The 12,747-nt window shown below is 37.4% G+C and carries 15 protein-coding genes; 9 read left to right on the top strand and 6 right to left on the bottom strand.

Annotation, left to right across the window (positions count from 1 at the left end; all coding sequences use genetic code 11):
- Window positions 1–45 precede the first annotated feature (45 nt).
- Complete coding sequence (locus tag ACWITO_RS05095) at window positions 46–1,197, top strand: tyrosine-type recombinase/integrase (RefSeq protein WP_448528926.1); 1,152 nt, start codon at window positions 46–48, stop codon at window positions 1,195–1,197.
- A gap of 59 nt (window positions 1,198–1,256) precedes the next feature.
- On the opposite strand, the gene ACWITO_RS05090 is transcribed toward ACWITO_RS05095, so the two are convergent.
- Entirely contained in the window at window positions 1,257–1,415 is a 159-nt protein-coding gene (locus ACWITO_RS05090) for a hypothetical protein (protein ID WP_448528925.1), read from the bottom strand.
- 463 nt (window positions 1,416–1,878) lie between these two features.
- On the opposite strand from ACWITO_RS05090, the gene ACWITO_RS05085 reads away from it, so the two are divergent.
- Genes ACWITO_RS05085 through ACWITO_RS05075 form a run of 3 tightly spaced genes read left to right on the top strand, consistent with a single transcriptional unit; the run spans window position 1,879 to window position 3,397 of the window.
- Window positions 1,879–2,421 (top strand): RNA polymerase sigma factor, encoded by a 543-nt coding sequence (locus tag ACWITO_RS05085; protein WP_448528924.1) that lies wholly within the window; start codon window positions 1,879–1,881, stop codon window positions 2,419–2,421.
- Window positions 2,418–2,981 carry a hypothetical protein gene (locus ACWITO_RS05080; RefSeq protein ID WP_448528923.1) on the top strand — a complete coding sequence of 188 codons (564 nt, stop codon included), beginning with the start codon at window positions 2,418–2,420 and terminating at the stop codon, window positions 2,979–2,981. The genes ACWITO_RS05085 and ACWITO_RS05080 overlap by 4 nt, the downstream gene beginning before the upstream one ends.
- The gene (locus tag ACWITO_RS05075) at window positions 2,978–3,397 is read left to right on the top strand and encodes a hypothetical protein (protein ID WP_448528922.1); all 420 of its coding nucleotides are present in this window, start codon (window positions 2,978–2,980) and stop codon (window positions 3,395–3,397) included. Before ACWITO_RS05080 ends, ACWITO_RS05075 begins: the two co-directional genes overlap by 4 nt.
- A 52-nt stretch (window positions 3,398–3,449) precedes the next feature.
- On the opposite strand, the gene ACWITO_RS05070 is transcribed toward ACWITO_RS05075, so the two are convergent.
- On the bottom strand, window positions 3,450–4,076 hold the full coding sequence (locus tag ACWITO_RS05070; protein WP_448528921.1) for an NUDIX hydrolase: 627 nt from the start codon (window positions 4,074–4,076) through the stop codon (window positions 3,450–3,452).
- Window positions 4,077–4,341: 265 nt separating this feature from the next.
- On the opposite strand from ACWITO_RS05070, the gene ACWITO_RS05065 reads away from it, so the two are divergent.
- Window positions 4,342–5,043, top strand: a complete 702-nt coding sequence (locus tag ACWITO_RS05065) for an SDR family NAD(P)-dependent oxidoreductase (protein ID WP_448528920.1) — start codon at window positions 4,342–4,344, stop codon at window positions 5,041–5,043.
- Between the two features lie 9 nt (window positions 5,044–5,052).
- Here ACWITO_RS05065 and ACWITO_RS05060 read toward each other — a convergent pair whose 3' ends face one another.
- From ACWITO_RS05060 to dut, 3 genes are read right to left on the bottom strand one after another with little or no spacing between them, the layout of a single operon-like run.
- Complete coding sequence (locus tag ACWITO_RS05060) at window positions 5,053–5,379, bottom strand: nucleotide pyrophosphohydrolase (RefSeq protein ID WP_448528919.1); 327 nt, start codon at window positions 5,377–5,379, stop codon at window positions 5,053–5,055.
- Window positions 5,380–5,389: 10 nt separating this feature from the next.
- Window positions 5,390–6,700 (bottom strand): tRNA (N(6)-L-threonylcarbamoyladenosine(37)-C(2))-methylthiotransferase MtaB, encoded by a 1,311-nt coding sequence (mtaB, locus tag ACWITO_RS05055; RefSeq protein WP_448528918.1) that lies wholly within the window; start codon window positions 6,698–6,700, stop codon window positions 5,390–5,392.
- A 10-nt stretch (window positions 6,701–6,710) separates the two neighbouring features.
- Window positions 6,711–7,148, bottom strand: coding sequence for a dUTP diphosphatase (gene dut / locus ACWITO_RS05050; protein WP_101358105.1), 438 nt, complete (start codon window positions 7,146–7,148; stop codon window positions 6,711–6,713).
- Window positions 7,149–7,286: 138 nt separating this feature from the next.
- Between dut and ACWITO_RS05045 the strand changes: the two genes are divergently transcribed.
- The 3 genes from ACWITO_RS05045 (at window position 7,287) to ACWITO_RS05035 (ending at window position 10,213) form a co-directional block, all read left to right on the top strand.
- Window positions 7,287–7,958, top strand: coding sequence for a response regulator (locus ACWITO_RS05045; RefSeq protein WP_101358106.1), 672 nt, complete (start codon window positions 7,287–7,289; stop codon window positions 7,956–7,958).
- 211 nt (window positions 7,959–8,169) lie between these two features.
- Entirely contained in the window at window positions 8,170–9,756 is a 1,587-nt protein-coding gene (locus tag ACWITO_RS05040; RefSeq protein WP_448528917.1) for a hypothetical protein, read from the top strand.
- Between the two features lie 10 nt (window positions 9,757–9,766).
- The gene (locus tag ACWITO_RS05035) at window positions 9,767–10,213 is read left to right on the top strand and encodes a hypothetical protein (protein WP_133121559.1); all 447 of its coding nucleotides are present in this window, start codon (window positions 9,767–9,769) and stop codon (window positions 10,211–10,213) included.
- Window positions 10,214–10,306: 93 nt separating this feature from the next.
- Here ACWITO_RS05035 and ACWITO_RS05030 read toward each other — a convergent pair whose 3' ends face one another.
- Window positions 10,307–10,828, bottom strand: coding sequence for an IS1 family transposase (locus ACWITO_RS05030; protein WP_448528916.1), 522 nt, complete (start codon window positions 10,826–10,828; stop codon window positions 10,307–10,309).
- Between the two features lie 74 nt (window positions 10,829–10,902).
- On the opposite strand from ACWITO_RS05030, the gene ACWITO_RS05025 reads away from it, so the two are divergent.
- The coding region (locus ACWITO_RS05025; RefSeq protein ID WP_448528915.1) for a TonB-dependent receptor at window positions 10,903–12,747 on the top strand (1,845 nt) is incomplete at its 3' end.

The following is a 12,747-nucleotide window of genomic DNA, read 5'->3' as shown; positions in this document are numbered from 1 at the left end:
GTCAGTTTCTCGTCAGTTATTAGATTTTTAAATTTGCCCGATAATATGAAATTAAGTATTGAAGGCAATGAAAACAACCAACTTGGTTATCCTTACAAACTACCCCGATTGGTAGAAGGTAGAAAGCCATATTTGGTGTTTTATGTGTGGAATGAAAACACCAACAAACTACATAGGTTTCGCAAAGAAGTTCCGAAAGGTGTAGATAAAAAGTCTTGGGTCAAAGAGAAAATAAAATCAATCACAGAAATTTTGGTCGCTGGCTATCGTATAATTAAGACAAAAGAAGAGAAAACGCTTGAAATTACGATTAACCAAGATATTGGAGCTTTACAGGCAATTAACGAGATATACGAAATTCGGAAACGAGAAAATGCAGAAAACTCTGCTACAAGAGAAAAAAGCTATATCAAAAAACTAACTGAATTTTTGGGCGAACATAATCTCCAAGATATTAAGCTAAAAGATATTCAAACTACTCATATTGTAAAATTTTTGGACTGGGTAAAAGCCAAAGGAAATTCAAATATAACCAGAAACAATTACCTTACGTGGCTCAAAGCAATTTTTAACATTATGGTAATTCGCAACTATATTGATGAAAGTCCTATCAAAAATATTAAAAAATTACGTGAAGAGCAGACTAAAAGCATAGCTTTAAGCCCTGAACACTTGAAAATCATAATGAGTGAAATAAAACAAATTGATACAGAAACTTATCTTTTTTGTTTGTTCGTATTTTATACCTTTATACGCCCCATAGAGCTTAGACGGCTAAAAGTGGGTCAGGTGAATTTGCAAAGCCAAAAGATTGTAATTTATGGCAATCAAAGTAAAAACAAGAAAACCGAATATGTGATGCTCCCCGACCCGCTAAAAAAAGAATTGCAGGAAACTAAGTTTTTAGAGCGAAACACCGAAGAGATGCTATTTTCTGACAAGACACCTATTCAATACTCACGCAACAAGTATAGTATTTTGTTTTCAGAAATTGTACGAAAAAACAATTTACCCAAAGACTATAGCCTTTATTGTCTAAAACATACGGGCGTGGTAGAGTATTACAAAAAGGGTTGTGGTATCAAATTCATTAAGGAACAATGCAGGCATAGCAGTTTGGAGCAAACAGACAAATATCTCAAAAGTCTTGGACTTTTTGAAAACGAGGAAATCCTCAAAAACGCCCCTGAAATATAAGAAAAAAGCCGTAACAAATAAATTTTGTTGCGGCTAACCTCAAAAAAGCAAGGGGGGGGTTATTTACTTTTTCCTTTTCCTTTTCTTTTTTTGGCTTTATTCTTATTCATTTGTTCAGCAAATTGCCTGAATGCTTCATCGCGACTTATTCTTTTACCGTTCTTTATGACCTCTTTCAGTTTTTCATTAAAAGAGCGGTTAATTTCTTCAAAACTCATCGCAGAATATTTTTTTGAAGTTTTCTTCATTCGGAATACCTATTTCAGAAATAACATATTTGTTTTTATCATTCACGTACAAACTAAACCCAATAGCCTGCATTCTTTTACAAAAACCTACTACAAAATATTCGTTTTCTATTGGTGTAAAATTTGAAAAAAAACTTTGAAAACACTCTAAAACATCAGTTTTTATTTTTAGATAGTGCAATTTCCAAAATATTTTTGAAAAATCAAAATCTTTTAGAGAAAAAATAAAATCATCACTGCCAAACAATCCTGGTGCCTCTTCTTGCCACCCCGACAAAAAAGCCTCAATTCAAAAATTGAGGCTTTTTTATTAGCTTCTATATCCAAGAAACTCCATTCTTTTGGCTTTTCGTAGAAAATTTCTTTCTTTGGGTTAAACCTTTGCCCTCCGAATGCATCTAACCAAGCAAAGGATTGAAAAATCCTCGTTTCAATGGAAGATAAAGAGCTATTAGAGCTATTCAAGCAGAATGAAAGCCAAAATTATGCGTTCAATTTGCTCGTAAGAAAGTATCAACAGAAAATTTATTGGCATATTCGTAAAATGGTAATAGACCACGACGATGCTGATGACCTTACGCAAGAAACTTTCGTAAAGGTGTGGCAAAACCTCCATACCTTTCAAGGTAACTCGCAACTTTATACTTGGATTTACAGGATTGCCACCAACGAATGTCTGAACTTTCTACGCAAAAAGAAACAAAAGTTTTTTCTGCCTATTGCTGATGTAAGCAAAGAACTGCTCCGCAAACTTGAAACCGATACCTACATTTCGGGAGATGAAGTTGCGATTCGGTTGCAGAAGGCATTGCTCAAACTTCCTGAAAAACAACGATTGGTTTTCAATATGAAATATTTTGATGATTTGAGCTACGAAGAAATTTCGGAAATTTTGGGAACAAGTGTAGGAGCATTGAAGGCTTCGTATCATCACGCCGTCAAAAAAATTGAAGATGAAATGAAAAGGAGCGTATGAAAGCAGAAAATAAAAAAAATTTCACATTACCCTTTGAAACTCCCCCTAACTACTTTGAGCAATTAGGGGAGCGTTTGGAAAAACGTCTGCAAGGCGAAACCGAGCCAGCAGGTGTGCATAAAACTTTGCCTTTTAGCTTACCTGAAAAATATTTTGAGTGGCTACCGCAAAGAATTATGCAGAAAGTTCAAAGCCTTCGGAGTGGGTTAGCTTGGCATCAAAAAGCCCATTGGCAATGGACTTTGCGTTTGGGAGTTGCCACTATGGTAGTTTGGGCAGTAGTCTGGATTATCCCCAAATCTGATACACAAAAAGAGTTGGGTGAGCTTAGGCAAAACCTGCAAAAAATTGATAAAACCGAATTAGAATACTACTTACTCACATATCACCAAACTCATTTAGAAGCAGAGCTTTTGGGCAAAAATATTCAAATGCCAGAAGTACAATTCTATCAGCCCGATAGCTTGCACATTAGAAAAAAAGAGTTGGAAGAGGTATTACCTGACGAGCATATAGAAGAAATTTTACAGCAAGAACTTGAAAATTCGGAAATTTTATGAAAAAATTTTGGCTTACACTGATAGTTTTTAGCTTTTGCCTTCATCTTTTTGCACAAGAAAGACCACGTGAGCGTTTTTTGCTCCAAAAAAAGGAATTTGTTCTCAAACGTATTGAACTAAATGCCGAACAGCTAAAGAAATTTCCTTCTCTGTACGAAGAATACATTTTTAGGCTTGCTGATGTACAAAAGCAAATCCGACAGCTTAAAATTGAGGCGGCGATGCTTTCCCTTTCGGATAGTGAAATCAATGCAGATATTGATAAGATGCTCAAGCTCAAACAGCAAGAACTGGATTTGCAAAAAGAGTATATCACCAAGTTTCGCACAATTCTTATGCCCAAGCAGATGATAGCTATGTTCAGAGCTGAAAGGGATTTTTTAAGAGTGGCTTTGCGTGCCTTGAAAGATGATTAAAAACCGCCAGAAGTTGTTTAGGTCTCGTTGCCATAGAGAAAATGATGTAAATCTACTCTAAAATAGCAATCAGTTCGCTCAACATCATTGCTGTTGCCCCCCAGACTACCTTGCCCGATACATCAAAATAAGGTGTTTCAAAGGTATACTGCGGGGTAGAAATAATTGTTTTCTTGATAGTGGCAGGATTTTTTAGCTTTTCAAGGTCTGCAAAAAATATTTCAGCCACCTCGGTAGGATTGGGCTCTAAAATAGGCTTTTTTTCCATATAAGCTACCGTAGGATATACCATAAAGTTGCTTGCAAATACAAACAAAGGTGAAATTTGTCCTAAAATTTTTACCTCGCTAATATCCAAACTTACTTCTTCTTGTGCTTCCCGAAGTGCTGTTTGGATAAAATCTTTATCAGTTTCATCTTTTTTGCCCCCAGGAAAAGCGGCTTGCCCGCTATGAACCCCCTTTTCATTCTGAGGACGCAAAATGAGCGGTAAGCCCAAAGTATCTTTTTCAGGATAGAGCAGTATCAGCACAGCCCCTTCTCGTGTTTGGGCATTTGGTTGAAGCTCAAAATATCTATCTTTGAACCTATCGGAAACCATACGGATTTGAGCCTCCTTGCCGGGCAAATTACCACAGGCAATACATTTGGCTAACTTTTCAATTTCATTAAAAAACATATCCCCAAATTAAAGATTTTCGTAATTGTTTAGGTCTAATTTGAAGTATAGAAACAAGAAGCAGGCAAAAAGATTTAAGATATTGGATATTTAGACAGAGTAAAACTCTTATCTAAACCTTTGAACCTTTTTGAACGTAAATTATTACAGATTTTCAAGACTGCATTTAGATAGCGAAAAAATCAAATGCTAATTTTTATTGAACATACCCCAGACTGCTAAACATTTTCGTATAAAACTTGTTTTCAAGGAAAAAAAGTTTGTTATGGCACAAAAAAATTATCTTGTAGTAGGAGGAAGTTCGGGAATAGGGCTTGCGATTGTTCAAAATTTACTTGCTGAAAATCATCAGGTATGGGTGGCTTCTCGCCAGCAAAGTGCAGAGCTTGGGAATGTTTCGCATATTGTTTGGGACGTACAAGAGCCTGCGGGTACTCGTTTTGAAAGCCTACCTATCTTGCACGGATTAGTGTATTGCCCGGGTACTATCAACTTAAAGCCTTTTCATCGCCTTACAAGGGAAGAGTTTTTACAAGATTTGCAAATCAATGTTTTGGGTGCAATAGATGTATTACAAGCTACTTACAAACAGCTCAAAAGTTCGCAAAATGCCAGTGTTGTGCTTTTTAGTACGGTGGCTTCTACGTTGGGAATGAATTTTCATAGTTCCATAGCTACTGCTAAAAGTGCCATAGAAGGGCTTGCCAAGTCGCTTGCGGCAGAATGGGCGAACCAAAATATACGTGTGAATATGATTGCTCCTTCGCTTACAGATACTCCTCTGGCTAATAAATTACTTTCTGATGAAAGCAAACGCGATGCCGCCGCTAAAAGACACCCCCTCGGACGCTTTGGAACAGCCCAAGATATTGCTCAAATGGCTTGTTTTTTACTTTCGGATAAAGCCTCTTGGATTACAGGGCAAATCATAGGCGTAGATGGTGGTATGGGAACACTTAAACCTTGATTTTCAAAATCAGTTTGTCAGTTTCGGATTATTTTGGTGGCGTTCTTTATCACGCTTGGTTTTCTTTTCCAAGTTTTTTTGCAAGGCTTCTGTAAGATTTACCCCCGTCTGATTGGCAAGGCAAATCAGCACAAAAAGCACGTCTGCCATTTCATCAGCCAAGTCGTAGGTTTCATCTTTTTTGAAAGATTGTTCGCCATAAAGCCTTGCCATAATGCGAGCTACCTCACCAACTTCTTCCATAAGGATTGCCGTATTGGTCAGTTCGTTGTAATAACGAACTCCGATGGTTTTAATCCATTCATCTACGATTTGCTGTGCTTCGGATAGGGTCATAGAATATTTTTTATGCCAAACAAAGTTCTTTTATCTCCATTAAGCCTTTTTCGTTGATGTGCGTAAGTTGCACATTTTGTAATTCATTGATAAGCAAAGGGTCGTAAGGGGCAACAACACGGATATAATTTTCAGTAAAACCTTCCATCAAACCTTCTTGAATATCTTTTTCAAAAAGTACGGTAGCTTCTCTGCCTATGTTTTGCTCATAAAAATAACGCCTTTTCTTTTCAGAAAGAATATGCAACATTTGAGAGCGTTCATTACGCACTTTCATCGGAACACTTTCAGGGATTTGCAAAGCCGCTGTATTAGCTCTTTCGGAATAGGTGAAAACGTGCAAGTAAGAAACGTCTAAATCATTGAGAAAATGATAAGTTTCCAAGAAATCGGCTTCGGTTTCCGAAGGAAATCCCACAATTACATCAACGCCAATGGCACAATGAGGCATCAGCGACTTAATTTTACGCACCCTTTCGGCATATAGCTCACGCATATAACGCCTGTGCATCAGGCGTAAAATTTTATTACTCCCCGACTGCAAAGGAATATGAAAATGAGGTACAAAACGCTTGGATTGAGCTACAAACTCAATAATTTCATTAGTGAGCAAATTAGGCTCAATGCTTGAAATGCGAAAACGCTCAATGCCTTCTACCTCGTCCAGTACTTTAATCAAATCCACAAAACGCTCTTGACGTTTGCCTTCAATGATACCAAAATCGCCAATATTTACCCCTGTAAGCACCACTTCTTTTACTTCGGTTTGGGCAATCTCTCGGGCTTGTGCTACAATATGGGCAATGGTATCGCTACGGCTTTTGCCACGTGCGAGTGGAATAGTACAAAAGGCACAATTGTAGTTACAGCCGTCTTGAACTTTCAGAAATGTACGGGTTCTATCGCCATAAGAATAGGCACTGCAATACATTTGAGCCACCTCACGAATATCGGAATGAAAAACTTGGGCTTTTTCTTTACGCTCAAAAGTGCCAAGCAAATCTAATAGCTGAAATTTCTCTGAAGCTCCCAAAACGGCATCTACCCCTTCAATGCTTGCAATTTCTTGCGGTTTGAGCTGTGCATAACAACCCACAATTGCTACGAAAGCATTAGGCGAAATTTTACGAGCTTCTTTGACTACTTTTCTGCACTTTTTATCAGCATTATCCGTAACCGAACACGTATTGATAACAAAAATATCAGGGTTTTCGGTAAAATCTACCCGCAAAAAGCCCCTTTGCTCAAAACTTCGGGCAATAGACGAAGTTTCAGCGAAATTCAGTTTGCAACCCAATGTGTAAAAAGCTACCCGTTTCATAGTAAAATCTCTATTTTGTGCCTGTGCTTCCAAAGCCCCCTTCTCCCCTTTCAGTTTCGTCTAAAATGCTTACTTCTTGCCAAGTGATTTTTTCATAACGAGCAACGACCATTTGGGCAAGCCTTTCGCCGTCTTCAATGGTGTAAGGCTCGTTAGAAAGATTGATCATAGGCAATTTTATTTCGCCTGTATAGTCGGAATCAATTGTTCCTACTGCATTGACAAGGGTAATACCTTTTTTGATAGAAAGCCCACTGCGAGGGCGTATTTGAGCCTCATACCCTTCGGGCAACTGAATAAAAATCCCCGTAGGAACAAGAAAACGCTCCAAAGGTTTTAGTGTAATAGGATTTTCAAGATTTGCTCTCAAATCCATTCCCGCCGAACCATCAGTTGCATAAGAGGGTAAAGCGTGCTTGGAGCGATTTACAATTTTTACAAACAACATAAAAACCATTTTTTTGCAAAGATAAACAATTTATGAGGAGTTTTTAATGAAAGCAAAAAGGTTTTTTCTGAAAAATACCTCAAATGAGGTATCAAACTCTTTTAGGTTTTAGTTAGTTTTGAAGAAAACAATTAAATTATGCCTATTCGTATTGCGATTGTTGATGACAATTATCAACTTTTAGATAATTTGAAGGAGCGTCTGCAAGAATTTGAAAACTTAGAACTTATTTTCGTAGCTTTCAATGGTAAAGACTGCTTAAACCAGCTCGAAAAATTGCCTGTATCTCGTTTGCCTCAGGTGATTTTAATGGATATTGAAATGGATAAAATGAACGGAATAGAGGCAACTCAACAGATAAAAAATCGCTTTTCAAGTGTTGAAGTGCTGATGCTTACGGCTTTTGATGATGATGAAAAAATTTTTGAAGCTATCAAGGCGGGGGCAAGTGGCTATTTGCTCAAAGATGAAACCAAAGAGAAAATTTATGAAGCCATTGAAATTGTAGCAGGTGGAGGCTCGTTACTTTCGCCTTCTATTGCCCGAAAAGCCTTGAAGTTTTTTTCTTTGCTTCCCTCTCAAAAAAGTACTTCCCAAAACCCTTCTGATACTCCCCTTACCAGCCGCGAAATGGAAATTTTGAAAATGGTGATTGAAGGAATTACTTATGCAGAAATCGCTGAAAAACTTTGCATTAGCTATGGCACTGTACGCACACACGTCAAAAATATTTTTGAAAAATTGCAAGTACATAACAAACAAGAAGCTACCAAAATAGCTATCCGCAAGAAATGGTTTTTGAGTTTTTGATAGCGGAAAGAAAAGCTTTTAGTAGCGTGGAAAGTTTTTTTATATTTTGATTTGTGGTCATTATTAAACTCTCAACTCATTTTAATTTTGGCAAAATCTAAAACTTAACAATTTCTTAATATCTGATATTTGACTTTTTTTCATACACAGGCTTTCTTTGCACCAGTTTTAACTCAAACACTTAATTTTTATGCTAAAACAAAGAAAATCAATGAATTACCCCCCCCCACTTGGAAAATTAAAGTGGATTGCGATTTTAGGTATCTGCCTGCCTTTTTGGGCTTGTAAACCTACCAAAGAAGTCGCTCCTCGAAATGAACATCTACAAAGTTCTGCTATTCAAAAAGCAAAGACCTTTTTTGCTCTCCAACAGCAAAAACTTTTAAGTCTGAAAAAGCAAAACTCCACTCTTGGTAGAGGAACAAACTCTATTTCAGAGTCTGTTGAGTGGATTACTTTTTACCCTGCTTGGGATAGCACGACGACTCTGCAAAACCAACAAGGCAAAACAGTTCTGCTAACACCTGTTTTCAGGAAAGTTTCTGTGAACTATCAATCAAATTTATACTATATTCGTAGGCTTAGAACCATATTAAACCAGCAAGGTGAAGTTGAAAGCAGTCATATTGTTGAGCTAATTACAACTCGGAATGATATTGCCGAGCAGAAAAATACCATTTTAGCCAATTTACAAATGGATGCTAACCCTGAATCAGGTATTTTGGTTTATGATGTAGCGTATAATTGTGTGAATTGCTCTGATGGACCTGGTACCCCAAGTTCTGGTGCTGAAATTCCACCACCGCCTACCTATTCGTGTCCTCATACAATAATCAATTGTGGAGTCGTATCTATTTCTTGGGAACCTTGCAATGGTGGAGGACCCAAAACCACCGTTATCCCTTGCGGCGGTGGTGGAGGAAGTGGCGGAGGCTCTGGTGGGGGTGGAGGTTCAGGAGGAGGCGGTGTTAATTTGCCACCTGATGAACCGCCTTCGCCACCTGTTGGTGGAGAGCCGCCAGCCGAACCTTTACCTATCACACCTTGTAGCAAATGCCAAGATGACTGGGGACAGGATAAACCTTTTGACCCGAACTATTTACCACCGAATTTTGAAGACCCTCACGGATATTATGTTACTTACAAACAACATCTTGTTGAGCAAATTAAAGAAACAGAACATTATTTGCTCAATCCTCCTGGAAATTTTGAATGGAGTGAGCAACAAAAAATAAACTTGGGTAGAAAAATAAGAGAGCTAGAAAAGGCAAAATCAGAGTTAAAAGTAATTGAAAAATCTAAATGGAAATATCATTTTACTTCAAGTGGGCATCCAAAAATAGGCTGGATAGCCTATGATCCTACTAATGGTAAGATTCTGATAGGGTTTCCCACAAATTCTTTTGGGCAAAATGCTTATGTTAATTTAGGCTTAAAAGCTCATGAAATGAAACACGCATTTCAGTTTGAAAAGGGAAAGATATCTTTTGATAAAACAACAGGAGGAGCAGGTGTATTGTATGATTTACTTGATGAGGTTGAGGCTTATGATAGGCAGTACATAATTGATGTTGGGGTGTATTATGGTGTAAGGGACATAAATATGAAGCCTGTTAATACTTTTTATCAAATAAATTCAACAACTGTTTTACAAATTGGATTAGAGGCTGCCGCTGATAATAATGGTGTACCCTTATATCAAGATTTACCAAGAACGCAAATCACTATATTCACTAACCCGCAAGGAACAAACCTGCAAAATTCGAACAATCCAAGCGATATTTTTGTTAAACCTTAAAGTTTCTTTTATGAAAAAATTTGTTTTTGTAATAGTTGTAATAAGCTGTTTGTTTGTGAATGTAAATGTACAAGCACAACAAAATTCTACTCTGAGGGCCTTGGTAGATACCATTAAAAGAGATTGGTTCCCTATTGCATACAATAATGTTATACATTACGAGAATACAAAATATGGTTTAATAACCAATCAACCTCTGATTACAATTGATAATAAAATTGTTTTTGCCAACTTAAATAGTTACTATATTTTAGACCAATATGACCTAAATCAAATAGCAGGAATAGATGTGTGGGAAAATGACAGCAGAACAGCAGCTATATTTGGAAATGCTAATGGAGTAATACATATCTATACTCGGCAGTATATAGACCAACACCCTAATATCCGAAATTACTTTGATTACTCATTAGAAAACGGACAAATAATAGAAAGAAAGAAAAAGTCAGGAAAATAGGTAATAAAACTCCACCTTCAAGAGTGGAGTTTTTCATATATTGGCAAAGTATCCCCCGACCAAGTGCATCTTGCAGTTTAAGTTTGGAAGGCTTTATTTTGCTTTCAAAAAAACTTTGGCTTCGGTACAATACTGATCAATTTCAATATCTTTAAGCATTTGAAGTAGTTTTTTAATTGTTTTAGCACTGCGATTGCCTATCACATAGCCTAAGACTTCATTCGTTTCAGGAGCATAGGCATAGAAAAGCCATCGCTTGTGCTTTTTCTTATGCTGAACATAAGACCAAAATTCGTCAATTTGAACACTTTTGTAGTGCTTTTGCTTGGGAGTTATCACACACTTTTCAGACTGTTTAAGTAGCTGATTTAACACACAAGCACGACTGACTTGTAAGACCGTTGCAATATCTCGTATGCCACTATTTCTTAATAACATACTTACTATCAGATGTTTAATTTTAGGGTCTGCTCCCTTGTACCGATAAGCCTGTTGAAACTGCTTACCACAAGATTTACACAAAAAATTTTGTGTTCCATCTTTTTTACGACCATTTTTCACTACCTTTGTACCTTGACAATGAGGGCAGTTTACTTTTGTTAATACTTTAGACATATTACAAAAATACGCCCTCTTTGTCTTTTACAAAAATATCATACAATCTTTACCACAACCTAATTTTTAAGGCTATGCGATTTTTTTACATTTTACAACTTGCTTTCTTTTCTTTTTCAGCTCTCTCACAATCCAAAGGCATCATTTTAGGCTCTATCAAAGACAAAAACACCCAAGAAGTTTTAGTAGGTGCAGTTATCAAGGTTGAAAACACCGAAATAGGCACCACATCTGACGAAAATGGTAATTTTCGTTTAGAAATAGCCACAGGAAGCTATAATATTACAGCTTCGGTAGTGGGCTACCAAAGCCAAACCAAATACAATGTGGTTGTAACTTCGGGAAATGCTCAAATTCTTAACTTTGAATTAGAAGACGAGCAAAACATTGAAGCTGTAGAAGTTACTGAAAAAACTTCTAAATCGGCTTCTGCGGCAACTTTGGAAACGCCTCTATCAGTGCAGAAACTTACCACAGAAGAAATTCGTAGTAACCCAGGCGGTAATTTTGACATTTCTCGTGTAGTACAGGCTCTACCGGGCGTAGGTGGCACAGCGGGTTCGGTGGGTGGATTTCGGAATGATATAATCATTCGTGGCGGTGCTCCTAACGAAAATGTGTATTATTTAGATGGTATTGAAGTGCCTGTTATCAACCATTTTGCTACGCAAGGAGCCGCAGGTGGTCCTACGGGTATTTTGAATGTTTCTTTTATTGAAGATGTAACTTTAAGCAGTTCGGCTTTTCACGCTCGCTTTGATAATGCCCTTTCCTCAGTGCTTGAATTTAAGCAAAGAAACGGCAACCCTGAACGATTTTCGGGTAATATCCGACTATCAGGAACAGAACTTGCTACTACCTTTGAAGGTCCTTTATCTAAAAAAACGACTTATTTGGCTTCTGTACGAAGGTCATACTTGCAATTTTTGTTTGCGGCTTTGGATTTACCCATTCGTCCCAACTATTGGGATTTTCAGTATAAAGTAAGTAGCCAACTGGATAGCAAAACTACGCTTACAGCCATTGGATTGGGAGCTATTGATGAATTTACTTTCGGCGTACCTCGCAAGTCTGACGTAACCAAAGAATACATTTTACGCTCAAACCCTGCTATCAATCAGTGGAACTATACGACAGGTTTTGTACTTAAAAGGCTTATCCCCAAAGGTTATGTAAATATCGCTTTAAGTCGCAATATGTTTGAAAATCGTTTAGATAGATTTGAAGATGCTCAATTCGGTGATGAAAGTCGTCGTACTTTACGAGTGCGTTCCCAAGAAATTGAAAACAAATTACGCATAGACTTCAACAAAAAAGAAGGTACGTGGAAATGGAGTTATGGGGGTGTTTTGCAATACGTGAAATTCAACAATGATTTTTTCAATCGTTTTCGCAGAGAAATCAGAGATGATTTCGGGAATATTATTCAGCCTCAAATAGATATACGTGCTAATTCAGCCATTGAATTTTTCCGCTTTGGCTTTTTCGGACAAGTAAGCAAAACCATAGACCGCTGGGGTATATCTGCGGGTCTGCGTAGCGATATGAACACTTTTACCGATACAGGTTTGCAATTTTATAGAACGCTTTCTCCTCGTATTTCTACCTCCTATCAGATGAACGACAAATGGTTTGCTTCGGCTTCGGTAGGACGTTATTACAAAATTCCGATTTACACGGTGTTGGGTTTCAGAGATGAGCAAGGAAGTTTAGTCAATAGAAACACACCATATATTGCTAACAATCACTTTACGGCAGGTGTAGAATTTATGCCCAAACCGAGTCTGCGTTTTACTTTGGAAGGTTTTTATAAAACTTATGAAAACTATCCTATTTCTTTGCGTGAAGGCGTTTCTTTGGCAAATCAGGGAGGTAATTTTGGAGCAATCGGCAATGAGCCTGTAAGCCCTACGGGCAAA

The organism is Raineya sp., assembly GCF_053497555.1.
The sequence above is the reverse complement of the archived record's forward strand: the minus strand, read 5'-3'. Positions and strand labels throughout refer to the sequence as shown.